The 26,311-nt window shown below is 59.0% G+C and carries 26 protein-coding genes; 7 read left to right on the top strand and 19 right to left on the bottom strand.

Going from position 1 to position 26,311, the window contains the following annotated elements; all coding sequences use genetic code 11:
- Positions 1 to 383: 383 nt before the first annotated feature.
- From E5K00_RS10295 to E5K00_RS10260, 8 genes are all read right to left on the bottom strand, one after another.
- Positions 384 to 1,073 (bottom strand): hypothetical protein, encoded by a 690-nt coding sequence (locus E5K00_RS10295; protein ID WP_135463131.1) that lies wholly within the window; start codon positions 1,071 to 1,073, stop codon positions 384 to 386.
- A 108-nt stretch (positions 1,074 to 1,181) separates the two neighbouring features.
- Positions 1,182 to 1,607 (bottom strand): type II toxin-antitoxin system VapC family toxin, encoded by a 426-nt coding sequence (locus E5K00_RS10290; protein WP_135463130.1) that lies wholly within the window; start codon positions 1,605 to 1,607, stop codon positions 1,182 to 1,184.
- Positions 1,604 to 1,915, bottom strand: a complete 312-nt coding sequence (locus tag E5K00_RS10285) for a DUF6364 family protein (RefSeq protein WP_135463129.1) — start codon at positions 1,913 to 1,915, stop codon at positions 1,604 to 1,606. The genes E5K00_RS10290 and E5K00_RS10285 overlap by 4 nt, the downstream gene beginning before the upstream one ends.
- 247 nt (positions 1,916 to 2,162) lie before the next feature.
- A complete protein-coding gene (locus E5K00_RS10280; RefSeq protein ID WP_135463128.1) occupies positions 2,163 to 2,954 on the bottom strand; it encodes a hypothetical protein in 792 nt (263 codons plus the stop codon).
- Positions 2,955 to 2,981: 27 nt separating this feature from the next.
- Entirely contained in the window at positions 2,982 to 4,793 is a 1,812-nt protein-coding gene (locus E5K00_RS10275) for an ABC transporter ATP-binding protein (protein WP_135463127.1), read from the bottom strand.
- A gap of 90 nt (positions 4,794 to 4,883) precedes the next feature.
- Entirely contained in the window at positions 4,884 to 5,468 is a 585-nt protein-coding gene (locus E5K00_RS10270) for a hypothetical protein (protein ID WP_135463126.1), read from the bottom strand.
- A gap of 30 nt (positions 5,469 to 5,498) precedes the next feature.
- Positions 5,499 to 5,786: a putative quinol monooxygenase gene (locus tag E5K00_RS10265; RefSeq protein WP_135463125.1), complete on the bottom strand. Its 288-nt coding sequence runs from the start codon at positions 5,784 to 5,786 to the stop codon at positions 5,499 to 5,501.
- A 47-nt stretch (positions 5,787 to 5,833) separates the two neighbouring features.
- Positions 5,834 to 6,484, bottom strand: coding sequence for a DUF6348 family protein (locus E5K00_RS10260; protein ID WP_135463124.1), 651 nt, complete (start codon positions 6,482 to 6,484; stop codon positions 5,834 to 5,836).
- Positions 6,485 to 6,603: 119 nt separating this feature from the next.
- Here E5K00_RS10260 and E5K00_RS10255 point away from each other — a divergent pair, with 119 nt between their 5' ends.
- The 3 genes from E5K00_RS10255 (at position 6,604) to E5K00_RS10245 (ending at position 10,997) form a co-directional block, all read left to right on the top strand.
- Entirely contained in the window at positions 6,604 to 8,838 is a 2,235-nt protein-coding gene (locus tag E5K00_RS10255; RefSeq protein WP_135463123.1) for a xanthine dehydrogenase family protein molybdopterin-binding subunit, read from the top strand.
- A 94-nt stretch (positions 8,839 to 8,932) separates the two neighbouring features.
- The gene (locus E5K00_RS10250) at positions 8,933 to 9,340 is read left to right on the top strand and encodes a response regulator (RefSeq protein WP_135463122.1); all 408 of its coding nucleotides are present in this window, start codon (positions 8,933 to 8,935) and stop codon (positions 9,338 to 9,340) included.
- 103 nt (positions 9,341 to 9,443) lie between these two features.
- On the top strand, positions 9,444 to 10,997 hold the full coding sequence (locus E5K00_RS10245; protein ID WP_135463121.1) for a M28 family metallopeptidase: 1,554 nt from the start codon (positions 9,444 to 9,446) through the stop codon (positions 10,995 to 10,997).
- Between the two features lie 59 nt (positions 10,998 to 11,056).
- On the opposite strand, the gene E5K00_RS10240 is transcribed toward E5K00_RS10245, so the two are convergent.
- The 4 genes from E5K00_RS10240 to E5K00_RS10225 form a co-directional block, all read right to left on the bottom strand.
- The gene (locus E5K00_RS10240; protein ID WP_135463120.1) at positions 11,057 to 11,914 is read right to left on the bottom strand and encodes a dienelactone hydrolase family protein; all 858 of its coding nucleotides are present in this window, start codon (positions 11,912 to 11,914) and stop codon (positions 11,057 to 11,059) included.
- A 142-nt stretch (positions 11,915 to 12,056) separates the two neighbouring features.
- Positions 12,057 to 12,299, bottom strand: coding sequence for a Kazal-type serine protease inhibitor domain-containing protein (locus E5K00_RS10235; protein WP_135463119.1), 243 nt, complete (start codon positions 12,297 to 12,299; stop codon positions 12,057 to 12,059).
- 76 nt (positions 12,300 to 12,375) lie between these two features.
- The gene (locus E5K00_RS10230) at positions 12,376 to 12,744 is read right to left on the bottom strand and encodes a cupin domain-containing protein (RefSeq protein ID WP_135463118.1); all 369 of its coding nucleotides are present in this window, start codon (positions 12,742 to 12,744) and stop codon (positions 12,376 to 12,378) included.
- An 11-nt stretch (positions 12,745 to 12,755) separates the two neighbouring features.
- Positions 12,756 to 13,007 (bottom strand): Kazal-type serine protease inhibitor family protein, encoded by a 252-nt coding sequence (locus E5K00_RS10225; RefSeq protein WP_135463117.1) that lies wholly within the window; start codon positions 13,005 to 13,007, stop codon positions 12,756 to 12,758.
- A 254-nt stretch (positions 13,008 to 13,261) separates the two neighbouring features.
- On the opposite strand from E5K00_RS10225, the gene E5K00_RS23340 reads away from it, so the two are divergent.
- The gene (locus tag E5K00_RS23340) at positions 13,262 to 13,696 is read left to right on the top strand and encodes a YtxH domain-containing protein (protein ID WP_135463116.1); all 435 of its coding nucleotides are present in this window, start codon (positions 13,262 to 13,264) and stop codon (positions 13,694 to 13,696) included.
- Between the two features lie 159 nt (positions 13,697 to 13,855).
- Positions 13,856 to 14,230: a YtxH domain-containing protein gene (locus E5K00_RS10215; protein ID WP_135463115.1), complete on the top strand. Its 375-nt coding sequence runs from the start codon at positions 13,856 to 13,858 to the stop codon at positions 14,228 to 14,230.
- Positions 14,231 to 15,101: 871 nt separating this feature from the next.
- Here E5K00_RS10215 and lysS read toward each other — a convergent pair.
- From lysS to E5K00_RS10180, 6 genes are all read right to left on the bottom strand, one after another.
- Positions 15,102 to 16,664 (bottom strand): lysine--tRNA ligase, encoded by a 1,563-nt coding sequence (lysS, locus tag E5K00_RS10205; RefSeq protein ID WP_135463113.1) that lies wholly within the window; start codon positions 16,662 to 16,664, stop codon positions 15,102 to 15,104.
- Between the two features lie 222 nt (positions 16,665 to 16,886).
- On the bottom strand, positions 16,887 to 17,927 hold the full coding sequence (locus E5K00_RS10200; protein WP_135463112.1) for a hypothetical protein: 1,041 nt from the start codon (positions 17,925 to 17,927) through the stop codon (positions 16,887 to 16,889).
- 241 nt (positions 17,928 to 18,168) lie between these two features.
- Positions 18,169 to 20,313 carry a carboxy terminal-processing peptidase gene (locus E5K00_RS10195; RefSeq protein WP_135463111.1) on the bottom strand — a complete coding sequence of 715 codons (2,145 nt, stop codon included), beginning with the start codon at positions 20,311 to 20,313 and terminating at the stop codon, positions 18,169 to 18,171.
- 356 nt (positions 20,314 to 20,669) lie between these two features.
- A complete protein-coding gene (locus tag E5K00_RS23260; protein WP_317128877.1) occupies positions 20,670 to 21,488 on the bottom strand; it encodes a hypothetical protein in 819 nt (272 codons plus the stop codon).
- A 223-nt stretch (positions 21,489 to 21,711) separates the two neighbouring features.
- Positions 21,712 to 22,008 (bottom strand): hypothetical protein, encoded by a 297-nt coding sequence (locus E5K00_RS10185; RefSeq protein WP_245328257.1) that lies wholly within the window; start codon positions 22,006 to 22,008, stop codon positions 21,712 to 21,714.
- 198 nt (positions 22,009 to 22,206) lie between these two features.
- Positions 22,207 to 23,397 carry a proline dehydrogenase family protein gene (locus E5K00_RS10180; RefSeq protein ID WP_135463110.1) on the bottom strand — a complete coding sequence of 397 codons (1,191 nt, stop codon included), beginning with the start codon at positions 23,395 to 23,397 and terminating at the stop codon, positions 22,207 to 22,209.
- Positions 23,398 to 23,571: 174 nt separating this feature from the next.
- Here E5K00_RS10180 and E5K00_RS10175 point away from each other — a divergent pair, with 174 nt between their 5' ends.
- Positions 23,572 to 24,669 (top strand): bifunctional 3-deoxy-7-phosphoheptulonate synthase/chorismate mutase type II, encoded by a 1,098-nt coding sequence (locus E5K00_RS10175; RefSeq protein ID WP_135463109.1) that lies wholly within the window; start codon positions 23,572 to 23,574, stop codon positions 24,667 to 24,669.
- Between the two features lie 2 nt (positions 24,670 to 24,671).
- Here the strand turns inward: E5K00_RS10175 and E5K00_RS10170 are convergent, their stop codons facing one another.
- On the bottom strand, positions 24,672 to 25,115 hold the full coding sequence (locus E5K00_RS10170) for a hypothetical protein (RefSeq protein WP_135463108.1): 444 nt from the start codon (positions 25,113 to 25,115) through the stop codon (positions 24,672 to 24,674).
- Positions 25,116 to 25,236: 121 nt separating this feature from the next.
- Between E5K00_RS10170 and aroB the strand changes: the two genes are divergently transcribed.
- Positions 25,237 to 26,283 (top strand): 3-dehydroquinate synthase, encoded by a 1,047-nt coding sequence (gene aroB, locus E5K00_RS10165; RefSeq protein WP_135463107.1) that lies wholly within the window; start codon positions 25,237 to 25,239, stop codon positions 26,281 to 26,283.
- The last annotated feature ends 28 nt before the right edge of the window (positions 26,284 to 26,311 follow it).

Here is a 26,311-nt window from a genome sequence, read left to right as displayed (position 1 = left end):
CCGAGCGTCCCGCGCCTTGCGGGCCTACACCCACCGAGCGGCGCGGCCCAATTCGCAGCCCAGCGGCTCACGCGTAGGCGTCACTCGGCCCTAGCCAAGCGACTGCCAGGGGACGTAATCCTGTTTTCTCCGCAAAAAGCTAGAAGTTGTCAGCACAAGTCCCGATGGGGTTTCGGAACTCCGGAAGCACCTCAGCACAAGTCCCGGGGCTCTTCTGGGGTTCTGAAACCCCACCGGGACTTGTCCCGGGGCATGTACACAACTGGTGTAGGCCCCCGGGACAAGTCCCGATGCGTTACAGGAAATAGAAAAGGCCTCCGGGACTTGTCCCGAAGGCCTTCTTCAACTCAATATGGGCCGTGGGACAAGTCCCGGGTCACTACTCACTTTACGGCGACTTGCTTGGCTTTGGCCGGACGCTTCGCTACGCGGGTTTTTCCAAAATTAAAGAACCGGTACACCTCCTGGGGCTCGTCGAAGCGCAGCTCCAGTTGGGCCTTGAGGCGGCGCAGGCTGCGGGCCAGCGTGAGCCAGTCGGTGGAGAGGGCCACGCGGGCCTGGGAAATGGCCGCCCCGGCGGTGCCGCGGGTTTCGTGGGCGGCGGCCAGCTGCTGGTAGGCGGCCTGGGCCGCGGCCGGCAACCCCGGCTGGCCCAGGGCGGCGGCGTGCTCAGTGTAGAGAGCCAGCAGCAGCTTGGAATCCTGGAGCAGCTCGGGCTGGTCGAGGCCGCCGAGCTTGCTCTTGGTGTACTTCTTAAAGTCGGCGTAGGCGGGCAGCTTGCGCAGCTTGGGCGTCACGTGGTCTTTCATGGCGTCATCCACGAAGGTGAGCCACGCCTTGCGGGCCGTCCGGAACGCCTCCGTGCCCCCGCTCGTCGACTCGTCGGCCTCGGTCAGGTTCTCGTCGAAGCCGTCGAGGGCGGTTTGCAGGGCCGTGAGGTGGGGGGTGAACTCGGCGCCCAACTCGGCCTGCTTCACGGCCAGGTGCGTAGCCGCGCCCAGGGCCTTAAAGTTGGTGCGCGACATGGGCAGGGTCGCGAAGAAATTGTCGAAATACGTTTGGTAAGCGGACATAGAAAGAAGGTAAATAAGGAAATAAAATAGCCCGACCCGGCGAGGCCGGACCGGGCGTAAGGTATTGAGTTCAAGGAATTGGGCAAGCGGGGAGGGTGGGTTTATTTTTTAGCTAGCTGTTATGGCTTGGGCTACGGCCTGCGCCGGTGTCAGAACGGGCAGAGTAGCGTCGCGGAAGCCTTTCGGGTCGCGGGTGACAATGGCCGTAATAGAGGGCTCTGCCGTAGCGGCGAAGTATTGCAAGGCATCTTCGAAGTCGGGGAAGCCGGCGGCCAGAGCCTGCTGCACGGTGGTGGCATCTACCGCAAGTATTTGCACCAAGTGAGTCAGCTTACTCAAAGCAGTTAGCGTCTGCTCGTGGGTCTTTGTTTTTCGAGTGATGTAGTAAGCAGTAGCGAAGGATAAACTGGCCGCATACAGCTGCAACTGCTGGCGGCGGGCCAACTCCAGCAGGGCAGCGGCATCGAGCGCGAAAGGAGGGCGACCCAGCAGAAAATCAATCAGCACGTTCGTATCCAGAAACCAGTGTTTCATTGCAGATACTTAGCGGTCAGATATTCGTCGCGGGCCTCGTCGGCGGTCATGCCCTCCGGCAGCGTCACCGACCCCATCAGCGCCAGAATCTCGGGGGATATTTCCAGCGCCGGCGTGGTGACAGCCTGCTTCGATAAGAATACGACAGTTGCATCGGGTTTTGTCTCTTCCACGGTAAGCCTTGGCTTGGTAGTCAGACTTCGCAAGGTGTCTTCTACTAGTGCCGCCAAAGTCTTACCCTGGGCCTTGGCATAGTCTTCGGCCTGCTGGGCCAGTTGGTCGGGCAGATTGAGCGTGAGTTGGGTCATAGTAGTAACGGTTAGCTACGGAAGATACGCAGAACTGCACGCAGAAGTGCCCGGGGCTAATGGCGCAGTCGCTCGGCTATGCCGAGTGACGACTATGTGGAGCGGCTGTGCCGCGAGTGTCCCGCGCCGTTAGGTCGTTCTGCTGGCGCGGTCCAATTCGCAGCATAGCTGCTCAAGCGTAGGCGTCACTCGGCACAGCCGAGCGACGGTGCGGGGTACTCAATAGCGGTTGTAATTGCATCTAAACCTATTTTGACTTCCATTGATCCTGGGTATACCATAATAACTTGATGTCGTGGGGTAGGAATAACTGTTTGATTACTGACGTTGGGAACATATCATTTAGACATATACACCAATTGTCTGTGCCTACATTGAATCTAAAAACAGTATAGGTTTCGATCTGATCTATAGAATAAGAGTAACACTGCACTGTTGCTAGAACATCTTTAGAGTCCTTCTTGAATTTCACCAAGTCATCTATGTTGCCTTGTGAATAATGAAAGATAGGCCAAAGCTCATTTAAGGATCCATATCGACTGTATGTTCTTATTTTGTCAAATAATGCTTTGCGAGAAGATTCACGGTCTTGTAAACATATAAGTTCTAAACCTACCTTTCCCAAGAAGCGACCCAACTCATTAAGTACTTTTGGAGTCATGATATATTTAAGCTGATCCTTACCACCCAGAGGTTTTTCTTTTTCTGGAATCTCAATTATTGCTGTGAAGTCATCTTGTGCCTCGAGTGTAAAATTGTCGTGTTCTGGATGGCTATCTGTAAATCTGCCTTTCTTATTGTTAGGCTTAGTAAAGTCTATTCTAGGTAGTTTGCGATGCTTCGATTTTATTCCTAACAGTGTTCGCCAAAACCCAATAGGTGTTTTATTAAGGATATAGTTTTCAATGTGGCTAAAATGCTTTTGACAAGAATCACATACTTCATTCTGTAAGATCAGGTCGTCGTTACCAAGTGACTCAGGTATGATGTGTTCAACGGTGTTGAATTGGTCACCTACCTTGCAAAATAGACAAAGCATACGTCGTCAGGTGAAAAGTTTATAATACTACGCCGCCGTATCCCCCACCTCATCCTCATCATCGACCATCACCCGGGCCAGCTTCTCGATATTGAGGCTCCGGGCCGAGGCGTCGAAAATCTCGCGGTAGGTGCCTTTTAGGTCGTAGAGCTGCTCGTGGGTGCCGCTTTCCACCATGCGGCCCTGCTTCATGACGTAGATGCAGTCGGAGTCCACGATTTGGGCCAGGCTGTGGGAGATGATGACCACCGTGCGGCCCTTTTTGATGGCGTCGAGGGAGTTTTTGATTTGCTCGGTGGCAATGGCGTCGAGGGAGGCGGTGGGCTCGTCGAGGAAGATGATGGGCGGATTTTTCAGGAACAGCCGGGCAATGGCAATGCGCTGCTGCTGGCCCCCGCTGAGCTGCTGGGCGTCGCTCTGGTAGCCCTTGGGCAGCTCCAGAATCTGGTCGTGGAGGTAGGCTTGCTTGGCGGCGGCCTGGATGTGCTCCAGCGTGGCGTCCATCACCCCGTAGCGGATGTTTTCCTCGATGGTGCCCTTGAAAATGTGGTTTTTCTGGAGCACCAGCCCGATGCGCTGGCGCAGGGCGTGGGTGTCGTAGTCGGAGAGGGGGCGGCCGTCGAGCAGCATGTTGCCCCGGTCCGGCTCGTAGAACTTGCAGAGCAGGTTGATGATGGTGCTTTTGCCGGCCCCCGAGAGGCCCACCAGGGCGGTGGTTTTGCCTTCCTCGATGGTCAGGCACACGTCGTGCAGGGCCTGGGTGCCGCTGGGGTAGGTGAAGTCCACGTTGCAAATCTCGAAGGTGCCGCGCACCTCATTGGGCTGGATGGGGCCGGTTTTCTCGCGGGCGTCGTCGGCGTCGAGGATGTCGAAGAAGCCTTCGGAGTAGGTCAGGGCCTCGTTCATCTCGTCGTAGATGCGGTGCAGCTGCCGGATGGGGGCCGATACGTTGTTGAAGAGCAGAATGTGGAACATAATGGTCCCGATGCTGATCTGCCGGTCGAGCACGAGGTAGGCGGTCAGGATGATGATGAGCACCACGCCGACTTGTTCCACAAAGGTTTTGAGGCCGTCGTAGAGGAAGTTGGTTTTGCGCGTGGCCAGCTGGGCTTCCTGCAGGTTCTGCTGCACCTGGGCCTGCTTCTGCTCCTCGTAGTCTTCGCGCACGAAGCTCTTAATGACCACCGCCGAGTCAATCAGATTCACCAAACCCTGGCTTTTGGCCTCCCGCAGGCCGCGCAGGGCCCGGCGGGTGCCATTGAGCTTATCAGCCTGCCGGTAGCTGATCCAGAAGTAGATGGGCAGGATGCACACCGCCACCAGCCCCACGTACACGTTGGCCATAAACATGACCACCAGGGCCACGATGGAGTTGGCAAACAGGGGCAGGATGTCGATAAAGAAGTTTTGCACCAGCTTCATCAAACTTTCCACGCCCCGGTCGATGCGGGTCTGGAGCTTGCCGGCCTGGTTGCCGCTGTCGGAGTAAAAGCCCAGCTCGTAGCTCAAGAGCTTGTGAATGGCATCCTGCGAGAGGGTGCTCGACACGTTGATGCGGATTTTCTCCCCGTAGAACTTCTGCCCGAACTGAATAAAGGTGTTAATGACCTCCTTGCCCAGCAGCAGCACGCTCACCCAGATCAGCATGTCCAGCCCCTGGGCCAAACCCAGATTCCGGTTGAGCAGCCCCTGCACCGTATCCACGGTGTAGCGCAGCACGAACGGGTTGACCTGGGCCGCCAACGAGCCCACCAGCGTCAGCAGCAGGGTGCTGATAACCAGGCGGCGGTAGGGCAGCACGTAGGGGTAGAGGCGGCGGATAATTTCCCAGAGACTCATAAGCAGCGGCAGCGCGGACGGGGTGATAGTGTCCGGTTAGACGCGCGGGAGGGCAGTGGGGTTATTGGGGGTGGGGGCGGGGAAAATACTCTACAGCGTAGCAGGCAGCTTATTACGCTTTAGATAGTCGCTTACTGTGTTGCTCAAAGTGTAAGAATAGTTATAAGGAAAGGTGCATTTACCTTTAGTTAATGGCTTATTCCGCTCGTCAGTTAAAGTGTACGTGCTTTTTACTGATTTATAGCTCGGGTCGTAATACCTTACCCTGGTTTCATGCGCTACGCCGGGAGTACAGCCGCTATTGAAAAAAGACGCGGACCGCTTAAAAGCGAAACGGTTTCCTTTATCGTCAAAATATTGACTGTACTCAATGTGCCAGTCGCCGCTTTGGCTGGTCGGAGTTTCGGTGATTAAGAGTATCTTATTCTGCTTGTTTCTGACAATAGTAAAAACGGTTTCAGTGCCGTCAGGTACGGTTGAATTGCCGGCTAATGGCAGTAGTCTGGTGGGTTGTTTTGCATAATAAGTCAGTGAAGATTTATTTGACGAGGCATATTTGTCAGCGGCTATTCTTCTCTGAACTAATACTTCTGGAGTTAGCTCTTGTTGAGTTGGTGCGCTTGGTGCACCAAACCACGAGGCAAGTAAACTACTTATGAATACGAAAGTCTTCACAATACGAAAGTAGACAATGAATATCCGCTCTTATACCACTGCGTAATGGTTCATTTCCTGAATGCTCTGGTAAAACGGCTTCACCAGCTGAAAGAACGCACCAAACTGGGCGCTTTTGCGGAAGCCGTTGAGGTGGCGGTCCACCGACGTCCACTCGATGCGCCAGATGAACAGCTCGGGTTCTTCGTCGCAGTGACTGAGCTCGTCGCGCAGGCAGTCGGGGGCCTGGGCGAGCAGCTCGTGGGCGCTGCGGATGGCTTGCACGAAGGCCGGCTGCTGCTCGGCGGCAATCCGGTAGCGGATGTATTCGACGGTCATGGCGGTGGGAGAAAAGTGGTGAATACCCGGGTTTCAGTAAATCATAACTAGGCGACTTTTCGCAGCACTAGGAACAACCGGATGCTATAAAATTCGGGAATAAGGGGCCAGTTGAAATTAACAAACTCTTGTTCGGCCGCAGGCAGAGGGTGGTTGTCAAAGAGAACTTCGAGGTTAGAAATCTGCGCGTCGTTGCTAGAGACAAAGAATCGAAACCAATGATAGTTCTGCGTCAGCGGAAGCCCGTGAATGATGCCTTCCAACCGGGGGAATAGTTCTGCCGGCACGGGCACGAGCTGCCCTTTAGCTGCTTTTATACCGTAGTTTCCAACGTAAGCCTGCCAACGGGAGCCATTGATGTGCCAGTCCTCCACGCTGACCTGCTCATCCTGCTCCGCGCTCTGCAGGGCGGCCAGGAGCACGTGCAGGCTGTTGCGGGCAAAATTTGCCAGGTTGTTGGTCAGGGCCGCCTCTGCGGTTTCGCCTATGTCGCCGAAGCTTTCCACCAGCACTTGGTCTTTGATGAACAGGCGCACGTCGAGCTGTGACGTGGCACCGTTGGGAAACTGCCGGGGCGTCACCCGGCTCTGCAGCAACGCGGGCTGCTTGGTTAACAGCAGCACCTTGTCGTCTAACGCAATGGTGGAAATGTCGTGCTGCTGGAATAAGGATTGCAACTGGGCATTCACGTCTGGCATAGGCGGCTGGTAATATCGAAGGGCGGTAACTAGCCGTAAGATAGGCCAGAAAACGCCGGGCGGATTGTATCGTACAGAAACTCCCGCCGCCGCTGCCACTAGCGGCCCGTTTCTGCCCTATGGAAAACCAACCCGCCACCCCGCCCATCATTGGCCAGCCCCTGAGCCGCGCCGACGGCCTGCTGAAAGTAACCGGCCAGGCCCGCTACGCCGCCGAGCACCCGGTGCCGGGCCTGGTACACGGCGTGCTGCTGACCAGCACCATTACCCGGGGCCGCATCAAGACGCTGGATACCACGGCGGCCGAAAAGGCGCCCGGCGTGCTGGCCGTCCTCACCTACCGCAACTCGCCCGGCGTGCCCGCCTACCAGGACGCCAAACTCAACAACAATCCGCGCCTGGCCGGGCAGGAAATCCGGGTGTTTCACGACGAGCAGATCCACTTCAGCAACCAGCCCGTGGCCCTGGCCCTGGCCGACACGCTGGAGCGGGCCCAGCACGCGGCCACGCTGGTGCGGGTGCAGTACGAAGCCGCCCCGCCCGAAACCGATTTGGCCCGGCACCGCGGCCGGGCCGTGAAGCCCCAGAAAGCCGACGACTACCACTGGGGCCAGCCCGCCGCTGAGCGGCAGGCTCCGGTGCGTATCGAGCAGGAATACCGCACCGCCGTGCAGATGCACAACCCGATGGAGCCCCACGCGGCTATTGCCTACTGGGAAGGCAGCAAGCTGACGGTGTACAACAAAACCCAGGCGCCGAAAGTAGCTCAGCAGGACCTGATGCGCATGTTCCAGCTGCCCGAGGCCAGCGTGCAGGTGTATTCGCCGTTCGTGGGCGGCGCGTTTGGCGGCTCCTCCCGCATCTGGCCCCAGGAAGTGGCCGCCATCCTCGGGGCCAAGCTGGTGGGCCGGCCGGTGAAAGTGGTACTGCGGCGCGACCAGATGTTCAATCTGGTGGGCTACCGACCCTGTTCCATCCAGCAGGTAAGCCTGGGCGCTACCGCCGACGGGCAGCTGGTGGGCCTCACCCACGAGGCCTTCGGGCAAACTTCCCGCCACGAGGAATTCGCCGAGCGCATCCTCGACCCCACCAAATCGGCCTACCAGTGCCCCAACCTCACGGCCACCTACCGCCTCGTGCCCCTCGACCTGAGCACGCCCGCCTGGACGCGCGGCCCCGGCGAAGCCAGCGGCTCGTTTGCCCTCGAATCGGCGGTGGATGAACTGGCCTACGCCCTGAACATGGACCCGCTGGCCTTACGGCTGAAAAATTTTGCCGACGCCGATCCGGTGGATGGTAAACCGTGGTCGAGCAACCAGCTGCGCCAGTGCTACGCGCGGGGGGCCGAGCAGTTTGGTTGGAGCCGGCGGCCGGCGCAGCCCCGCGCCACCCGGGCCGGCGACTGGCTGGTGGGCTGGGGCATGAGCATGGGAATTTACAAGGCCGAGCGGGCCAAAGCCAGTGCCCGCGCCCAGCTGTTTGCCGACGGCCGCCTGCTGGTGCAGGCCGCCACCGCCGACGCCGGCCCCGGCACCGCCACCATCATGAGCCAGATTGCGGCCGATGCCAGCGGCGTACCTGTCGAGCGTATCCGCTTCGAGCTGGGCAACTCGGCGCTGCCGCCCGCGCCGGGGCAGTTTGGCTCTCACACGGCGGCCTCGGTGGGCACGGCGGTACACGCGGCCTGCACCGCCCTGAAAGAGCAGCTGCTGACCTTGGCCCGCAGCACGCCCGAGTGGCAGAAGCGCCGCCTGCAACCCACCGAAGTAACGGCCGAAAATGGGGCGGTCCGCCTGACGCGGCACGCCGATAAGCAGCTTCTTTATTCCGACATTCTGCGCCAGCACAACCTGATGGGCCTCGACCTGACGCGGGAAGTAGAGCCGGGCGAGCAGCAGAAAGCGTATTCCGGAAAGTCGTTCTGCGCCAATTTCGTGGAAGTGCGGGTGCACGAAGCCACGGGAGTGGTGCGGGTCAGCCGGGTGGTGTCGGCGCTGGATGTGGGCCGGGTGCTGAACGCCAAAACGGCCCGCAGCCAGGTGTACGGCTCGGTGGTGTGGGGCATCGGCATGGCCTTGCAGGAGCAGGCCTGCATGGACCACCGCTACGGCCGCTACGTGAACCCCCAGCTGGCCGAATACCACGTGCCGGTTTCGGCCGACGTGCCCGCCATCGACGTGGTCTTTATCGACGAGCCCGACCAGCACCTCGACCCGATGGGGGCCAAGGGCATGGGGGAAATCGGCCTGATCGGCTTCACGGCCGCCGTGGCCAATGCCGTGTACCACGCCACCGGCCGGCGCGTGCGGGAGCTGCCCATCACCCCCGATAAGCTGGTGGGCCCGGCCACGTAGCCAGTTATTTTCCAACTATGAGCCCTGTCGTACGTAAGCAAAGGGATTGACAGAACGTAAAAGCAGCACTTGCGGCTTTTAGCTTCCCTTGCGCATGTCGAAACTCTCCTCTATCCTGCTAGTCGACGACGATCCTATTACCAACTTTCTAAACCAGCGTCTGCTCACCGAGCTTAGTCTGGCCGATAAGCTGCTGGTAGCTCTCAACGGCAAAGAAGCCCTTGCTCTGATTGAGGAGCATTGCCCCACTGATTGCCCGGACCTGATTCTGCTGGACGTGAACATGCCCGTGATGAACGGCTTCGATTTCCTGCTGGCCTACGAGGATCTGGGGGTGGGACAGCAGCAAAGCATCATCATCGTGCTGACGACTTCCCTGCATCCGCGCGACGTGGAGCGGGTGGCGACGCTCAACATTGCCGGCTTTCTGAACAAGCCCCTGACCCGGGACAAGGTCGAGGAAATCCTGCGGCAGCACTTTGGCCGCGAGCTGCCCGCGTAGCGTCCCGCACTTCGGCGTGGGGCTCAACCGTCATCGGCTGCAACGTCAGCGGGGCGAAGCGTTACTTTAGCAGCACCAGCCGCTATGGGCTGCCCCGTTTGCTATGCGCCCTTTCGCTCTTCTCTTCCTTATTGGCTGCTCCCTGCTGCCTGCCGCCGCCGTGGCCCAGCAGGCCGAAAAAGCCGACCCGCTCATGCTCACCAAAATCCGGGACGAGGGCATGGACCGCTCCCGGGTAATGGAAACCGCGTTTTACCTCACCGACGTGTGCGGGCCGCGCCTGGCGGGCTCGGCCGGTTTGCAGCGCGCCAACGAGTGGACCAAAACCCAGCTGGCCGGCTGGGGCCTGACCAATGCAGCCGTCGAGCCCTGGGGCACGTTTGGCCGGGGCTGGGATATCGAGAAGTCGTACGTGGCCATGACGGCCCCGTATTACCACGCCCTGCTGGGAGCCCCCAAAGCCTGGACGCCTTCTACCAGCGGCCCGCTGAAAAAGAGCGTGGTAGTGGTAAAAGCCGCTACCGAGGCGGATCTGGACAAGTACAAAGGCCAGCTGCGCGACAAAATCGTGCTGACGGAAGTCGCCAATCCGCCCAAAACTACCTTCGAGCCCGATGCCCGGCGCTACACCGCCGAGGAGCTGAAAAAGCTCACGGAAACGCCCGCCGCGCCGACTACCGCCCCGGATACCGACCGGATGGCAGCCCGTCGGGCCCAACTAGCCCTGCGCGCCAAAATGGCCGACTTCTACCTGAGCGAAGGCGCCGCGGCGGTGCTCAGCACCCGGGGCGGCTCCGACGGCACGTTCTTTACCAGCAACGGCGCCCCCTACGCGGCCGACGCCAAACCGGTACTGCCGGAAATGGAAATGGCCCCCGAAGACCAGCTGCGGCTGATTCGGCTGGCCGAAGCCGGCATTCCGGTGGAAATTGAGCTGGAAACCCGCACCCTCTTCCAAACCCAGGATCTGAAGGGCTACAACGTGGTGGCCGAAATTCCGGGCACCGACCGGAAGCTGAAGCACGAAGTAGTCATGCTGGGTGCCCACCTCGACTCCTGGCACGCGGCCACCGGGGCTACCGATAACGCCGCCGGCTGTGCCGTGATGATGGAAGCCGTCCGCATCCTGAAAGCGGCCGGCGTGCAGCCCCGCCGCACCATCCGGATTGCGCTGTGGGGGGAGGAGGAGCAGGGCCTGCACGGCTCGAAAAACTACGTTAAAAACCACTTTGCCGACCCCGCCACCATGCAGGTGCTGCCCGACCACGCCAAGCTGGCCGCGTACTTTAACCTCGACAACGGCGCCGGCAAAATCCGGGGTATCTACGCGCAGGGCAACGCGGCCGTAGCCCCGATTTTCACGGACTGGCTAAAACCCCTGGCCGACTTGGGTGCCACTACCGTCACGCTGCGCAACACCGGCGGCACCGACCACCTGTCGTTCGACGCGGTGGGCCTGCCCGGCTTCCAGTTTATTCAAGACCCGCTCGACTACGGTACGCGCACCCACCACACCAACATGGACACCTACGAGCGTCTCCCCGCCGACGACCTCAAGCAGGCTTCCGTGGTAGTGGCCACGTTTGTCTACCACGCTGCCATGCGCGACCAGAAGCTGCCACGCAAGCCCCAGCCCCCGGCCGGCAAGCCTCAGTAGCAACCCACTCGCTCAACAACAAAAAAGCCCGGCCATTACCTGCCGGGCTTTTTTGTGAGCTACGAAAGCTGTTCCTGGAACAGGCGCAGGGTTCGTTCCCAGGCCAGCTTGGCCGCTTCGGCGTTGTAGCGGGCGGGGGAGGAGTCGTTGTTGAAGGCGTGGTTGGCGCCCTGGTAGATAAACTGCTCGTACGGCACGTGCGCGGCCTTCAGGGCTGCTTCGTAAGCCGCTGCCCCGGCATTCACCCGCTCATCCAGCCCGCCGTAGTGCAGCAGCACGTGGGCTTTGATCATGGCCACGTCTTCGGGCTTGGGCTGCATGCCGTAGTAGGCCACGGCCGCGTTGAGCCGCGAATCGTGTACGGCCAGCTGGTTGGCCAGGGCTCCACCCCAGCAAAAGCCCACGCCGCCGGTTTTGCCGTTGCTGTCCGGGCGGGTGCGCAGGTAGTTCAGGGCCCGCAGGTAGTTGCCCAGGTTTTGCTCGGCATCGAGCTTGCCAATCAGGGTGCGGCCTTCGTCTTCGTTGGCCGGCGTGCCGCCCAGTGGGCTCAGGGCATCGACGCCCAGGGCCAGGTAGCCGGCCTTGGCCACGCGGCGCGTCACGTCCTTGATGTGGGGCGTCAGGCCCCGGTTTTCGTGAATGACCACCACCGCGCCCCGCTTTTTGCGGCCTTTGGGGCGGGCCAGGTAGCCTTTCATCGTGGCCTCGTCGCCGGGCCAGCTTACTTCTTCCGTTATCAGATCCTTGTCGGTTTCCTCGATGGTAGCGGCCTGGGCGTAGCCGGGGTCCAGCACCGACAGCGCCGACATAGCCAGCGCCATGCCGCCGGTCAGCTTCACCAGGCGCTCAATAAACTCCTTGCGCGTGAGCGGCTTGTGGGTGTATTCGTCAAACAGGTTGATAATGCGCTGGTCCATGCAGGAAACGTTAGGTCCGGGGAAGTACCGGTAATATAGGCAGAAGCCGGCGGTTGGGGTAGCCCTGGCCGAGCCTATTTACCAGGGGAAAAGCTCAACCACTACCCGCGGTTGAGCTTTTCCTGGGCGCCGGCTTCCGGCGCTAGTTAGGCTTGGTGGCGCACCCGCCTTGCGCGTACGATTTCACGCCCGCGCTTTCTGCCGCACACGCGTTGGAGTAGGTTTTACCATCGCAGCCGCATACGGGGTTGTAGTCCGCGGTGCATATGGCGTCCCGCCGGATCTTGGCCGGGTCGATGCAGTCGGAGGTGGGGGAGCAGTCGGAGTCCTGGCAGGCGGTCAGCAGGCCGAAAACTGCCCCGGCGAGAAGTAGCGTGCGTTTCATCGGGAGTTGGCAACAAGTGAGACAACGTATATCGGTAAGAGTCTATATTTCGTCCGCCGGTTGCATCCCGGGGCGGCTACTCTTCGCGGTGCACCGTGTCCATCGAGAAGGCGGGCACGCAGATCGACCAGTACTCGCACTCGGCATCGAAGGGGTTGGAGTAGCGCACCCGGGCCCCGGCCTTAATCAGCAGCGATTCGCCGGCACCCAGCTCAATGATGTCGCTATCGACTTCAAACCGCTTACGGCCCCGCACCACGATGGTGATTTCATCGAACTGCGGGTTCTGGTGGGGCTCACTCCACTGGGGCGGCGCCACCATGTGGGCCACGCTGTAGGCGCACGTCTGGGTGCTGGCCAGGCCAATGTGCTCTTCAATCAGCTTGCCGTCGGTGGTGGGCACGCGGAAGGGGTTCTGCTGACGGAAATACCGTTTTTCGGACATAGCAAAGAGGATTAGTTGGTGGTGGAAGCGGGCGGGCATTCCCCCTTGGTGAAGGACGTGACGCCGGCATTGGTGGCCACGCAGGCATTGCCGTAGGTTTTGCCGTCGCAGCCGCATACCGGGTTGTAGTCCATGGTGCACATGGCGTCCTGCCGGATCTTGGTGGGGTCGATGCAGGCCGGGCCGGCGGCAGTGGGCGGGGTGGCCCGGTTGCAGGCCAGCAGCGAGGAAAGCAGCAGCAAGGCTGCACCAGTTCGGAACATGAGAAACGAAATAAGAGGTGAATAAGTCCCTAACGGGCTTGGCGCAAATATGTAACGGCCGCGCAGATATTCTGCTTTGCCTATTTTTTAGCTTGCGGCCATAACCCCGGCCGGCTGGCTTCGTATAGGCAGGCAGAATGGCCCCACAGTGGCTGAGCTTGCCCCCCGGCAATGCAACTCCGCCGAAGGCCGAACCCACCCGAACGAGTCCCACCGACCACTGTTCAATTTCTCATCTATTCTCCCTCAACACCATGTCGTATCACGAAGAAGACAACTCCGGTAAAATCCTTTTGGCTGCTCTGGCTGGCGCTGGCGCCGGTATCATTGCCGGTATGCTGATGGCCCCCGATAAGGGCAAAGCTACCCGCGAAAACCTGCGCAACGCCGCTACCAAATACAGCGGCACCTTGGGCGAGCAGCTCTCGAAATATGGCGAGGAGCTGGACGCCAAGTTCAAAGGCTACGTGGAGAAGCTCGAAGATATGGGCGTCACGGGCGTAGGCAGCAGCCTGAACCTAAAAGGCGACTGGAACGAGCTGAAAGGCAAGCTGAAGCAGCAGTACGCCCAGTTGACCGACGAGGACCTGGACTACACCGAAGGCAAAGGCGACGAGCTGGTTGGCCGCTTGCAGGGCAAGCTGGGCAAAGGCAAGCGCGAAATCACCAAAATGCTGAACGACCTGTAGGCCTGCTCAACGACCTGCAACGCTGTCAAACGGCCTCGCTTCCCCCCGGAGGCGAGGCCGTTTTTCTACAACTTTCACGTCGGATTCGCGTTAGTTTTCCCGGAGCGCTGCCCCGGGAGCCCTCCTATAACCACGAATTCACAGCTTATCCTTTTTCTGATGAAAGACACTAGCGGTAAAGTAATTCTGTCCCTGCTGGTCGGTGCCACGGCCGGCGCCGTGGCGGGCCTGTTGCTGGCCCCCGAAACCGGCGAGGAAACCCGTGCCGGCCTGAAAAGCTCCGCCTCCAAGTGGAGCGACGACCTGAGCCGGCTGCTCAAGGAAGCAGTAGCCCGCATCAACACGCCCAAAACGGGTGACGCGGCCACCGATGCCACCCCGGCAGGCCGTAGCGCCGCCGACGAAGTGCTGCGGGCCATGAGCCAGGACACGGGCGCCAGCTCCCACGCCACAACCAGCGCCAACACGCCGGGCGCCACCGACCACAACCCGGCCGCTGCCCCCAACGACGCCGAACCCGGCCGGTCGTTATAATTTTTTTTCGCCGGAGCGTAACCTTTCGGAAACGCCGGCGTTAAAGACTATACAACGAGCTTGAAAGAAGGTCGGAGAAGCTAGGAGAGTAAAATTGCCGACGGTAGGAGCTTCTGAGGGAAATGGTTTTTTGTTCCCCCAGCAAAATCAGACTTGTCCATCGCACACTTCTCTGCTAGTACCCGATTGGAAGGGTAAGCTAGTTGTACTAAAGAAAAGCCTCCCGCGACTTTTACGCGGGAGGCTTTTCGATTTTTAGGCTGGCTGCATTTTTTTCGGCCAGGCCGTAACCTTCTCTTTTTGCTTGCGTTAAAGTACTCATAACCAACTTATAGAAGTTGGGATGTCTTGAAAGCAAAATTGCCCGCTGTAGAGCTTCTACCAGAAATTCAAGCCCTCCGGTAGCAAAATCGTACGGCAACTTGGTAAGCTTCTTTCAGGAATCCCATGATACGACGATAGGTTAGTTATCAAAAGAAAAGCCTTCTGCGACTTACGCAGGAGGCTTTTCGACGTTTAGGCCCTCCGCATTCCCCAGGCCGGGGCCTTCTGGTGGTGCCGCGTGCCCGGCATTGGGAGGCCCGAGAAACCTGGGACCGTCCACGACACTTGTCCCAGACCACCCGAAGTTTCTCGACTGGCCCACGACACTTGTCCCAGACCACCCTAAGTTTCTCGACCGGTCCGCGACAAGTGTCGTAGGGCACCCGAAGTTTCTCGACTGGCCCACGACACTTGTCGCAGGGCATCCTAAGTTTCTTGGGTGGCCTAAAACAAGTGTCCCGAACCGCCCGAAGTTTTTCGGGTGGTTCGGGACACTTGTCGCGGGGTATCCGGAGTTTTCCGGGCCGCCCGCAGCGGGTGCGGCGGGTTATTCGCCTCCTTCCGGGTGCGGCGCGTTTTCCGACTTGCTGTATTCCGGCTTCATCTGCGGAAAGAACAGCACGTCCTGAATCGAGTTGGAGTTGGTCATAATCATACTCAGGCGGTCGATGCCGATGCCCAGGCCGGCCGTGGGCGGCATGCCGTACTCCAGGGCCCGTAGGAAGTCTTCGTCGAGCACCATAGCCTCGGTGTCGCCGCGCTTGCCCAGCTCCAATTGGTCCTCGAAGCGCTGGCGCTGGTCGATGGGGTCGTTGAGCTCACTGAAGGCGTTGCAGATTTCCTTGCCGTTGCAAATCGCCTCGAAGCGCTCCACCAAACCCGGCTTCGAGCGGTGCTTCTTGGCCAGCGGCGACATTTCCACGGGGTAGTCGGTGATGAATGTGGGCTGAATTAGCTTGGGCTCCACGTGCTCCCCGAAGATTTCGTCGATGATCTTGGCCTTGCCCATGCTTGGGTCGAGGCCCACTTTCAGCTCCTTGGCGGCGGCGCGCAGCTCGTCTTCGCTCTTGCCGTCGATGTTGAAGCCGGTGAAGTGCTCAATGGACTCGGCCATCGTGAAGCGCTTCCAGGGACGCTGGAAGTTGATGAGGTTGTCGCCGACCTGCACTTCGGTTTTGCCGTGCAGGGCCAGGGCTACGCGCTCCACCATTTCCTCCACCAGATCCATCATCCAGTAGTAGTCCTTGTAGGCCACGTAGAGCTCCATCTGGGTGAACTCCGGGTTGTGAAACCGCGACATGCCCTCGTTGCGGAAGTCTTTGGAAAATTCGTAGACCCCGTCGAAGCCGCCCACGATGAGGCGCTTGAGGTACAGCTCGTTGGCAATGCGCAGGTAGAGCGTCATGTCCAGCGTGTTGTGGTGGGTCTTGAAGGGCCGGGCCGCCGCACCCCCGTACAGCGGCTGCAGAATCGGGGTTTCGACTTCGAGGTAGCCTTTGTCGTTGAGGTAGTTGCGCATGGCCTGCACCAGCTGGGTCCGCTTAATAAAAGCGTCGCGCACGTGCGGGTTTACCACCAGGTCCACATAGCGCTGACGGTAGCGGGCCTCGGGGTCGGTGAAGGCGTCGTAGGTAATTTTCTCGCCGGTAGCTTCGTCTACCCGCTCTTTTACTACGGGCAAAGGGCGCAGGCTCTTGCTGAGCACCGTCAGGCCCGTTACGTGGATCGAGGTTTCGCCTACCATCGTGACGAACACGCGGCCTTTTACCCCGATAAAGTCGCCCAGGTCGAGCAGCTTCTTGAACACGGTGTTGTACAGCTCCTTGTCTTCGCCGGGGCAGATTTCGTCCCGGTTGATGTAGAGCTGAATACGACCTGAGGCGTCCTGCAGCTCGGCAAACGAGGCCTTACCCTTCACCCGAATCGACATCAGCCGGCCCGCCAGGCTTACTTCTTGGAAGTTGTTAAGCTCGGGGTGGTAGTTGTCGAGGATTTCCTGGGCGTAGAAGTTGACATCGAATAGCTCGGACGGATACGGCTCAATGCCGAGCTTCTGAAGTTCCTCCAGCTTCTGGCGGCGTATCTGTTCCTGTTCGCTGAGGTGCTGCATGAGAATGGTCGTTTATAAGCCTGCAAAGGTAGTCTGAAACCGAGATTATAACAGTCTGTTCTACCGGCTTGCCTAAAAGAACGTCATTCCGGACTTGCCGGGGCAGCTCACAGGCTAAAGCAGAAGCGCTACTTCCGTAGGCACAAACAAAAAGCGCCATCCCAAAGGAATGGCGCTTAGGTCTATATGGAGTAAGGCACACTGTAAAAAGCGCGGGGCGGCTTAGGCTGCAATGCCCATCTGCTGCTGCGGCTCCTGACCCGTGAGCAGGGGCTCGATGCGGGTGCGCAGGCGCTCGGCTATGAAGCTGTTCTGTAGGTGCTTGGGCAATTCCTGCACCAATTGCTGGTAGCGTTCCAAGCCCACGGCCTTGGCAATGTAGCTCTCGTGGACGCCGTTGAGGTAGCTCACAATGTTGAGCAGCGACTGGTGGAAGAGCTTGAAGTCAATCTCGGCTTCCACGTAGCGCTCAATCTCGCGGCTGGTCTGGGAAATGCGCAGGCGGCCCAGCAAGTCGAAGATGGTGGTATAGCCCAGGCGCCAAGTGATCTGCTGCCAATGCGAGGCCGTCCACTTGTCGAGCACCTTGCCGGTTTTCTGGCTGCGGATGGCCGTGTTCGGGTTGGCCTGCACCTGCTGCCGGGTAATCTGGGCCTTCATCTTACGCGTGGTGCGCAGGAACTGCCCGATCTGGGCCTGGGCCTCGATTTCCTTACCCGCAATGTGCAAGCCCGGCTTGTAGCCAGCCAGCGGCAGGCGGTGAATGCTAAAGTCGCCGTAAGCACCGGCGGCGTAGAACGATACCGGGCGCGGGTACGCATTGCGCACCACCAAGCGGCCCACTTCCCGCCGGATCAAGGAAGGATTGTTGGACCGAACCCCAGCCGTGTAAAGAAAGGCTTGCAGGCCGGAGAGAATGGTGTGGTAGGCCTGCGGGAACGTCCAGTGCAGAGCATTGCGCAGATACTCTTCGTCGCCCAGCTCGGCGGTGGCGCGCAGGGCATACTCCGTGCTCCAGCAAGCCTGTAGTAGCTTGCTGATAGCCTGAACGTCAGCCTCCGTCAGCTCAGCCTGATGAGCCCGGAAGAAGGGGAGGTGCTGCAAGCCACCCGTTGCGTCATCATTCTCCTGAATGTGATAGTTGATGGCAAAGAAGTAGTTGAGAAACACCTGCGCTGGAATAGACTTGCGCCAGGTTTCCTCGGCTTGCTTTTGCTCGTCCGTTACGAGCGGAAGGATGTTGTTCTCAGTTATCGTCGTCATGATTGTTAAACAGCAGCGTGCTAGTTTGAGTTGCATATTTGCTAATATTTTTCGCAAACTAATAATGATTTTTATATTGCTGATAGTAAGTATTTTATCAACATTGTTAAATACTCTTTTGGGTGTTTGAGTTAGCCAGGAATTACAGTCGATTTGCTAATTAAGTTGGCTAAGAAGTTTGGACAAAAAATAAGCCTCCGTGTCACCGACACGGAGGCTTATGGAATGGGCTTTGAAAGGGCTACAGCTGATCTTTGATGACTGCTACAGCTTCGCGGAGCGTGATGTCGCTCTTTAGGTTTTTGGTGAAGCGGCCAGCGCGGTTCACCTCCACCGTATCGGAGCCCAACTGCCGGATGTCAACGGCCAGCGGGGCAATTGTCAGGGGCTGGGCGGCTTTCTGCACGGCTTCGTATTTCTCCGATTCCAGTTTTGCCTGCTCTTGCTCGGCCCGGAAAGCCGTCAGCTTCAGCGAAACCATCGTTTCGTCTTTCCGCTTGCGCATGCGCTGTACCATTTCATTCATCAGCTTAAAGCTGGGGCTGCTGGCCACGCGGGCCTGGCTGGCGGTGCGCAGCTTGTCCACCGGCGGAGCCGTGTTCCAGGCTTTGTAGCGGGCAGGGGAAATTTCGTCCCACTTCAGCGGGTAATCCGATTCCTTCTCTCCTTGGTCGAGGTAGCTATAGGCATCGGGCAGCACGATATCGGGCACCACGCCTTTGAACTGGGTAGAGCCCCCGTTGATGCGGTAGAACTTCTGCGTCGTAAGCTTCAGCGAGCCAAAAGGCTTCAGGCTACCGAAGTCGCCCAGCATGTCGTCCAGGTCAAAGATGCGCTGTACGGTGCCTTTGCCATAGGTGCTGGCCGAGCCCATAATCACGCCGCGCTTGTAGTCCTGAATGGCGGCCGCCAGAATTTCGGAAGCCGAGGCGCTGTATTTGTTCACCAGCACTACCAGCGGGCCGCTGTACTGCACGCGGGGGTCACGGTCGTTGAGGATGCTGGGTGAGCCCTGGGGCGAGCGAACCTGCACTACGGGGCCACTATCGATGAACAGACCAGCCATTTCCACGGCATCCTGCAGCGAGCCGCCGCCGTTGAAGCGCAGGTCAAACACGACGCCGTCCACATTCTCCTGGCGCAGCTTCTCCAGCTCCTTCTTCACATCCTCGGCCGAGCTACGGCCACCGTTGTCGTTGAAGTCAGCGTAGAAAGTGGGCAGACGCAGGTAGCCAATCTTTTTCCCGTTTTCCTTGATGGTAGCCGACTGGGCGTAGGTTTCTTTCAGCACCACCACGTCGCGGATGATGGAAATTATTTTGGTGCTGGCATCGGGCTTTTTCACCGTCAGGCGTACTTCCGTGCCTTTTTTGCCTTTGATCAGCGCTACAGCCTTATCCAGGCGCAGGCCTTCCACCGATACGGGCTCAGCGGCACCCTGGGCCACGCGGGTAATAATGTCGCCAGCTTTCAGCTCGCCCTGCCGGTAGGAGGCCGAGCCCGGAATTACGTCCGTCACCTTAATCTGACCATCTTTCTCCTGCAACGAAGCACCGATACCTTCGAAACGGCCGGTCATGGCTACGTCAAAGCTCTCCTTGTCGCGCGGCGCGAAATACTCGGTGTGCGGGTCGTAGGTATTAGCAATGGTGTTGGCATACACGGCCAGCCGCTCGTTGGCGTCGGTCTGCGCCAGATCCTTGAACTGCTCGTCGAAATACTTGAGCACCCGCTTGCGGGCTTCCACTTCCATTTCGGCGGGCGTGCGCACCGGCTCCGAAGTAGTAGCGGCTGACGGCTGCACAGAAGTAGAGGCAAGTGGCTTGTCCTTCTTCTTTTTCTGCTCATCCATCATTTCTGATACCCGGATCAGCGTCTGATACTTCAGGTATTTGCGCCACTCTTCGCGCTGGGCGGCAGCATCGGCGGCGAATACCATCTTGTCGGGCTCCGTTTCAAACGATTCCTCTTTCGTGAAGTCGAAAGGCTTGGCCAGGATGTCGCGGTACAGGCTCTGAATGTCCTTGGTGCGCTGCTCCATCAGCTTGGTGCTCAGATCCAGAAACTCGTGGGTGCCACGCTTTACCTGGTCGTCGATATCGGTCTGGAACTTGCGCAGCTGGGCCACATCCGACTGCAACAGGAATTTCTTGTTGTAGTCCACGCGCTTCAGATACAGGTCGAATACCCGTTTGGAGAAGGCATCATCTACTTTCTCGGGCTGGTAGTGCGCCGCGCTTAGCCCCTGAAGCATGGCTTTAATCAACACCTCATCCTTCTGGGGCGGGGTTGCATCATTACGCCGGTACAGCTTATAGGAGGCAAGCATGAAGATTGCCAGCACCAACGAGGCATACAGGCCTATTTTCAGTCGGGGGGAAGACATGGAAATCAGAATGAAATGGAGGAAAATCAAATGTAAACAAAACCCGTTCCGAACGGGCAAGCCCGTCAGGCTGTCGGTTTGAACCCAAAACGCGCGACTGCCTATAATAAGTGCCCGCGCCGGACTTTCAATACAAAGGGGCGGAAATTAAGTTTGGGAGTTGCATCACCGTCGCCCAACTTGTCTTTTTCCCAGCTGTTAGGATGCTAATCAGAACCAGGTGCTTCGCAGCACCCTGTGCACATGGGATATACGAATTACGGGCAGCAAAAAGTTGGCGTTGGAGCTAAATAAAAAAGGCTCCCTACTGCTGTAGGGAGCCTTTTTTAAAGAAGCTTTGAGGCTATGCTCAGTGCTTAGTAGCGACGGACACGGTCGCCGTTGCTGCGACGGAACTCATCTTCGAAGTACTGTGCATCTTCAGCGCTGCGGGGTTTCACACCCATTACGATACCGCCATTCTTGATGTCGGTTTCGTACTCAGCGGCGTGCTCTTCGGGAATGCCCGAGCCTACCAGGGCGCCTACCAGGCCACCCGTCAGACCACCGGCACCGGCACCAGCCAGAGCAGCGGCGATAGGACCGGCGATTACCAGGCCCAGGCCGGGCAGGGCTACCGAAGTACCAATGGCAGCAATAGCACCGATGATAGCACCAGCCGTGCCACCGATGGCCGAGCCTACGCCGGCACCTTCCATGGCTTTGTCGCCAAGCTCGGTGTGGGCGGTGTCGTCACCGAAGTGAGTTTTGCGCGTTTCGTCCGACATGAGCAGGTTCACGTCGTCTTTGCCGTAGCCACGCGACGAGAGCGACTGATAAGCACGCTCAGCGCTGGCCCGGTCGCGGAACGAGCTGGTCAGCATGCTGGGGCCGGACGTATTCTGGTAAGGCTGGCCGGTTACGGCGTGAGCCGCTTCGTCGGTTGCGTTTTGTACGGCATCAATGCCGCGGCCTACTACGGCACCAGCCGTACCGGCTACTGCGGCACCTTTAGCCGTTGCGCTATAGTCATCACCCGCAACACCGGAGCTTGCACCGGTGCCAGCGTTGTAGGACGTGCCTTCGTTGCTGGTGCTGGAGCTGTTACCCATACCGGTACCGGTGTTGGTAGTACCATAGTTAGCGCCTGAGCCAGTACCAGTATTCTGCGGGTTGTTCGAATCGTTGGTGTTCATTAGAGTAGGTTGTTGAGTGGGGAAAGGAAGCGTTAAGAAAAGCGGAAGGATAATTACCACGAGTGGTATGTGCTTCAGCTTCGGGGATCTTAACGCAGCCTCTCCGCGAGGGGTTACAAAAAAACTTTTATCAGTCCAAGTAACTTCCCTATGTACTCTTTCAATCCTCACTCTGCTAGGCGCAAAGCAGAATGCCGCTAGTTATTGAAGCGCAAGGTGCCTGTTAGGCGAACTGCTCGTAGTTGGCGGGGTCAAGCCAGAAAGCCCGGCAGTCGCGCCGCATGGTTTTCAGGAATTCGGGGTCTTGTTTCAGGGTACGCCATTCCCCGAGGCCCAGCCGCTCGCACAGCTTGTAAAAATTGTCGCCCTGCCCTTTGGAGCCTTCCACCTTCACCAAGCAGCTCAGAATGGGGCGGCCGGCTTGGTATTCATTTTCCGAAATCTCGGCCAGCAGCTCGTTCAGGCGAGCTTTTTCGTGGGAAATTTCCAGGTTAAAACCCAGCTCAGCTTCCTGAACCAAATTGAGGTAACTGGTTGTGCCGACCTGATGGCGGGCAAATCGGATTAAATGGCTACGTACTCGGCCGATCATTTGGGTAGGGAGAGAAATGGGTGCTGAAAGTAACAAAAAAGGCCCGCAACCCGAAACTATCATTTTCCGGGTTGCGGGCCGCCGCGTACCAAAATTGTGCCGACTCTTAAAAAGCTGGCCCCAGGTCTATTTCTGGGCCTTCCGGCGCGTAATTTCTTTTTGGATCAGCAAAAACTCCCGGCTGCTCTGGCCGGCAATGGCCGTGTTTTCGTCGGCCCGGCGCAGCAGGTACGGCATTACGGCTTCCACGGGGCCGTACGGTACGTATTTGGCCGTGTTGTAGCCCGCGTTGGCGAGGTTGTAGGTGAGGTTGTCGCTCATGCCGTAGAGCTGGGCAAACCAGATGCGCGGGTCGCCAGGGCGCAGGCCGGCCTCGTGCATCAGCTCCGTCAGCAGCAGGGAGCTGGCTTCGTTGTGGGTGCCGGCGCAAATGCTGATCCGGTCGGCGTGGGCCACGCAGTAGCGCAGGGCGTCGTCGTAGAGCTGGTCGGTGGCGTTTTTGGTGGGGTTGATGGGGTTTTGGTAGCCCCGCTGGCTGGCCACGCGGCCTTCCTTCTCCATATAGGCGCCGCGCACCAGCTTGCCGCCCAGGTAGTATTTGCCCTGCACCGCCGCCGCGTAGGCCTGCTGAATGGCTTCGAGCCGGTCGTGACGATACAACTGGTACGTATTCCAGACGATGGCCGACTCGCGGTTGTACTTGGCCATCATTTCGTAGGTCAGCTCGTCGATAGTGTTCTGAAACCAGCTTTCCTCGGCATCGACGAATACGCGCACTCCGTACTGGTGGGCCCGGGCGCAGATGGCGTCGACGCGGGCTTTGGCGCGGTCGTAGCTGGCCTGCTCGGCCGTCGACAGCGCCTGGCCGCTTTGTACTTTTTCCAGCAAGCCACTGTCGGCCACGCCCGTCACCTTGAACACCGAGAACGGAATGTGGGTGGAGCGGTGCGCCAGCTCGATGGTAGCCAGAATCTCGTCGCGGGTGTGGTCGAAGCTGCGGTCGTTGCCTTCGCCCTCCACGGAGTAATCGAGGATGGTACCGATGTTGTAGCGGCCCAGCTCTTCGATTACCGGCAGGCATTCCTGAATAGTCTCGCCGCCGCAAAACTGTTCGAAGATGGTTTTCTTGATCAGAAATTTCACCGGCAGGTGCCACTTCAACGCGGTTTTCATCAACCCGCCCCCGGCTTTCACCAGGGTGTTGTTGTTCATGGCGGCAAACAGGGCGTACATTTTGCGCAGCTCCAAATCGGATTTGGAGGCGAAGGCAACGGCCGTGTCGGTAAAGGAAATGGGCGGAGATTGGGTTACGGGCATGCGGGTGGCTAGCTTTGGGCGGGCTAATGGGAGAGGCCGGTTTGGCAGGGCGAAGATAGCCGTTAAACATCGTTTCGACCGGCAGAGTTACCATCCTAACCCGCCTTTTTGCCGAACGGCAGCAGCAGGTGCCGCCCCGGCCAGTATCCTTCTTTCTTCCCTTTTACTTCTTCTATGGAAAGCGCAATTGCCACCGATACTTTTTTCACCCGGCTGTTGGCCGCCAAGGGCAGCCCATTGCTGATTGCGGGCCCTTGCAGCGCCGAAACAGAAGAGCAGGTGCTGGCTACGGCCCGGGGCTTGCAGGCGCTGGGTAAAATTGACTTGTTCCGGGCCGGAATCTGGAAGCCGCGCACCCGGCCTGGCTCTTTTGAGGGCGTGGGCGTAGGCGGGCTAAACTGGCTGCGGCGCGTGAAGCAGGAAGTGGGCCTGCCCGTGACGGTGGAAGTAGCCACCCCGCGCCACGTGGAAGACGCTCTGGCCTACGGCGTAGACGTGCTCTGGATTGGGGCCCGTACCACCGTCAACCCGTTTGCGGTGCAGGAGCTGGCCGATGCCCTGGCGGGTACCAACGTGCCGGTGATGGTGAAAAACCCCGTGAACCCCGACGTGGCGCTGTGGGCCGGGGCACTGGAGCGCCTGGAGCGGTCCGGCATCACACAGCTGGCCGCCATTCACCGGGGCTTCAGCACGTTTGCGCCCTCGCGCTACCGTAACGCGCCCACCTGGCAGCTGGCCATCGAGCTGAAGACGCGCTTCCCGCACCTGCCCCTGATCTGTGACCCCAGCCACATCGGGGGCCGCCGCGACCTGCTGCTGCCTATCGCGCAAAAGGCCCTCGACCTAGATTACGACGGGCTGATGATTGAAACCCACCCCGATCCGGACAATGCCCTCAGTGATGCCGCCCAGCAGGTAACGCCCGAGCGGCTGGGCGAGATTCTGACGGAGCTCAAATACCGGTACCGCTCCAGCGACAACGCCGACTATCTGAACAAGGCCGAGGAGCTACGGCAGAAAATGGACGTGGCCGACCGTGAAATCATTGAGGCGCTGGCCCGGCGCATGTCGCTGGTCGAGGAGCTGGCCGAGTACAAAAAGGAAAACAACGTCAAGATTCTGCAGATGGACCGCTGGAACGAGATTTTCACGTCGCGGCTGCAGTGGGCCGGCAAGCTGCGGGTGAACGAGAAATTCGTGGCCGAGCTCTACAAACTCATTCACCTGGAAAGCATCCGCAAGCAGACCGAAATCATGCAGCGCCCGGAATAGCGCTACTGCTTGCCGGCAAAATCGGTGTAGCGGCTGCTGTGCTTGCCTTTGTAGTACACGTTGCCGCCCTTGCCATTGTCGGTATCCTGCAGAATGAGCTTGTTGCCCGATACGGAGTAGAACTGCTGGCTTTTGTAGCCCCGGTAGATAATCAGGTTTTTGCTTTTGCGCCAGCCATTGCCGACGGCCTTCAGCCGGAATTTGGCCGCGCCTATCATGGCTCCGTCCTGGTAAAAGCGGGCCCGGCCCCGGCGGTCAAACTCTACTACCACGCTGTGGCCGGTGGAGGCGGGCGTGGTGGTGCCGGCCTTCGACGATTCGCTTTGCACCCATTCCCAGCGGCCCACCAGCTGGTCTTCCATCGTGGGCAGCGAGTCGCGGCTGCAAGCTGAAGCCAAAGCGGCTACCAGCAATAGGTATATCCAGGGAGAGTAGAAAGCTTTCATACAGATCAAAACAAGAGTAGTTTCTACCTTGCACCCAGAATGAAGTGTAAAGTAATTGCACCAATTTAATTTTAATTTGGCTTAATCCTAGTAAATACTGGGGTTATTTTTTTAGCTGGTTATGGAAAATCCGGATACTTCCGTTGTAATAGGAACTCACCTCGGGCCGCAACTGCAGGATCTGTTGCGGCGGCCGGGCATCAGCCAGGTGTTTGTAGTAGTTGACAGCAACACCGTGCGGCACTGCTACCCGGTGCTGGAGCCCTACCTGCCGCCGCATACCCTGATTGAGCTGCCGGCCGGGGAGGAGTACAAGACCCTGGCCAGCTGCGAAACCATCTGGAGCCAGCTCACCGAAAAGTCGGCGGACCGCTTTGCCGTGGTCGTGAACCTGGGCGGTGGGGTGCTGACCGACATGGGAGGCTTCTGCGCCGCTACCTACAAGCGCGGGATTCGCTTTGTGCAGGTGCCCACCACGCTGCTGGCCCAGGTCGATGCCAGCGTGGGCGGCAAAACCGGCATCGACTTTCTGGGCTTCAAAAACCAGATTGGCGTGTTTCAGCAGCCCCTGAGCGTGTTTATTGACCCCAATTTTCTGGCCACGCTCGACGCCCGGCAGCTGAAATCGGGGTATGCCGAAGTCGTCAAGCACTGGCTTATTGCCGACGCCGACGCCTTTGCCACGCAGCGCCACGAAGGTATCCTGGTGCAGGACTGGACCCACGTTATCCGCGACTCGGTGGCCACCAAGCAGCGCATCGTGGATGCCGACCCGCTGGAATCGGGGCTGCGGAAGGTGCTCAACTTTGGCCATACCGTCGGGCATGCCCTGGAAAGCTACCTGCTGCTGCAGCCCGGCCGGGAAATTCTGCACGGCGAGGCCGTAGCGGCCGGCATGATTTGCGAGAGTTGGCTGTCGGCCCAGCGCGGCATGCTGAGCGCCGCCGAGCTGACCAGCATCGAAACCTTCTTGTTCTCGGTGTATGAAAAAGCGCAGTTTGTGACGATGGAAACCGATGCTATTGCCCAGTTAGCCCTCCAGGACAAGAAAAATAGCGGCACGACCATCAACTGCACCCTGCTCAACGGAATTGGCCAGGCCGTGTACGACCAGCCCATTACCGTAGCCGAAATTGCCGAGTCGCTGCGCTACTATCATCGGCTGTAGCCGCTAATTTGCGGCCCTTATTTTCTTC

Source organism: Hymenobacter aquaticus (genome assembly GCF_004765605.1).
Lineage (GTDB): Bacteria > Bacteroidota > Bacteroidia > Cytophagales > Hymenobacteraceae > Hymenobacter > Hymenobacter aquaticus.
Note: the sequence above shows the minus strand (reverse complement) of the source record. Positions and strands in the feature narration are given on the sequence as shown.

Bases quoted from the DNA above. Each gene is read 5' to 3' on its own strand.
- E5K00_RS10250 (WP_135463122.1), top strand. From the start codon at position 8,933: ATGTCGAAACTCTCCTCTATCCTGCTAGTCGACGACGATCCTATTACC.
- E5K00_RS10215 (WP_135463115.1), top strand. From the start codon at position 13,856: ATGAAAGACACTAGCGGTAAAGTAATTCTGTCCCTGCTGGTCGGTGCC.
- E5K00_RS10275 (WP_135463127.1), bottom strand. From the start codon at position 4,793: ATGAGTCTCTGGGAAATTATCCGCCGCCTCTACCCCTACGTGCTGCCC.
- E5K00_RS10230 (WP_135463118.1), bottom strand. From the start codon at position 12,744: ATGTCCGAAAAACGGTATTTCCGTCAGCAGAACCCCTTCCGCGTGCCC.
- E5K00_RS10260 (WP_135463124.1), bottom strand. From the start codon at position 6,484: ATGCCAGACGTGAATGCCCAGTTGCAATCCTTATTCCAGCAGCACGAC.
- E5K00_RS23340 (WP_135463116.1), top strand. From the start codon at position 13,262: ATGTCGTATCACGAAGAAGACAACTCCGGTAAAATCCTTTTGGCTGCT.
- E5K00_RS10245 (WP_135463121.1), top strand. From the start codon at position 9,444: ATGCGCCCTTTCGCTCTTCTCTTCCTTATTGGCTGCTCCCTGCTGCCT.
- E5K00_RS10295 (WP_135463131.1), bottom strand. From the start codon at position 1,073: ATGTCCGCTTACCAAACGTATTTCGACAATTTCTTCGCGACCCTGCCC.
- lysS (WP_135463113.1), bottom strand. From the start codon at position 16,664: ATGCAGCACCTCAGCGAACAGGAACAGATACGCCGCCAGAAGCTGGAG.
- E5K00_RS10200 (WP_135463112.1), bottom strand. From the start codon at position 17,927: ATGACGACGATAACTGAGAACAACATCCTTCCGCTCGTAACGGACGAG.
- E5K00_RS10280 (WP_135463128.1), bottom strand. From the start codon at position 2,954: ATGCTTTGTCTATTTTGCAAGGTAGGTGACCAATTCAACACCGTTGAA.
- E5K00_RS10175 (WP_135463109.1), top strand. From the start codon at position 23,572: ATGGAAAGCGCAATTGCCACCGATACTTTTTTCACCCGGCTGTTGGCC.
- aroB (WP_135463107.1), top strand. From the start codon at position 25,237: ATGGAAAATCCGGATACTTCCGTTGTAATAGGAACTCACCTCGGGCCG.
- E5K00_RS10170 (WP_135463108.1), bottom strand. From the start codon at position 25,115: ATGAAAGCTTTCTACTCTCCCTGGATATACCTATTGCTGGTAGCCGCT.
- E5K00_RS10240 (WP_135463120.1), bottom strand. From the start codon at position 11,914: ATGGACCAGCGCATTATCAACCTGTTTGACGAATACACCCACAAGCCG.
- E5K00_RS10180 (WP_135463110.1), bottom strand. From the start codon at position 23,397: ATGCCCGTAACCCAATCTCCGCCCATTTCCTTTACCGACACGGCCGTT.
- E5K00_RS23260 (WP_317128877.1), bottom strand. From the start codon at position 21,488: ATGAACACCAACGATTCGAACAACCCGCAGAATACTGGTACTGGCTCA.
- E5K00_RS10290 (WP_135463130.1), bottom strand. From the start codon at position 1,607: ATGAAACACTGGTTTCTGGATACGAACGTGCTGATTGATTTTCTGCTG.
- E5K00_RS10265 (WP_135463125.1), bottom strand. From the start codon at position 5,786: ATGACCGTCGAATACATCCGCTACCGGATTGCCGCCGAGCAGCAGCCG.
- E5K00_RS10285 (WP_135463129.1), bottom strand. From the start codon at position 1,915: ATGACCCAACTCACGCTCAATCTGCCCGACCAACTGGCCCAGCAGGCC.
- E5K00_RS10195 (WP_135463111.1), bottom strand. From the start codon at position 20,313: ATGTCTTCCCCCCGACTGAAAATAGGCCTGTATGCCTCGTTGGTGCTG.
- E5K00_RS10235 (WP_135463119.1), bottom strand. From the start codon at position 12,299: ATGAAACGCACGCTACTTCTCGCCGGGGCAGTTTTCGGCCTGCTGACC.
- E5K00_RS10255 (WP_135463123.1), top strand. From the start codon at position 6,604: ATGGAAAACCAACCCGCCACCCCGCCCATCATTGGCCAGCCCCTGAGC.
- E5K00_RS10225 (WP_135463117.1), bottom strand. From the start codon at position 13,007: ATGTTCCGAACTGGTGCAGCCTTGCTGCTGCTTTCCTCGCTGCTGGCC.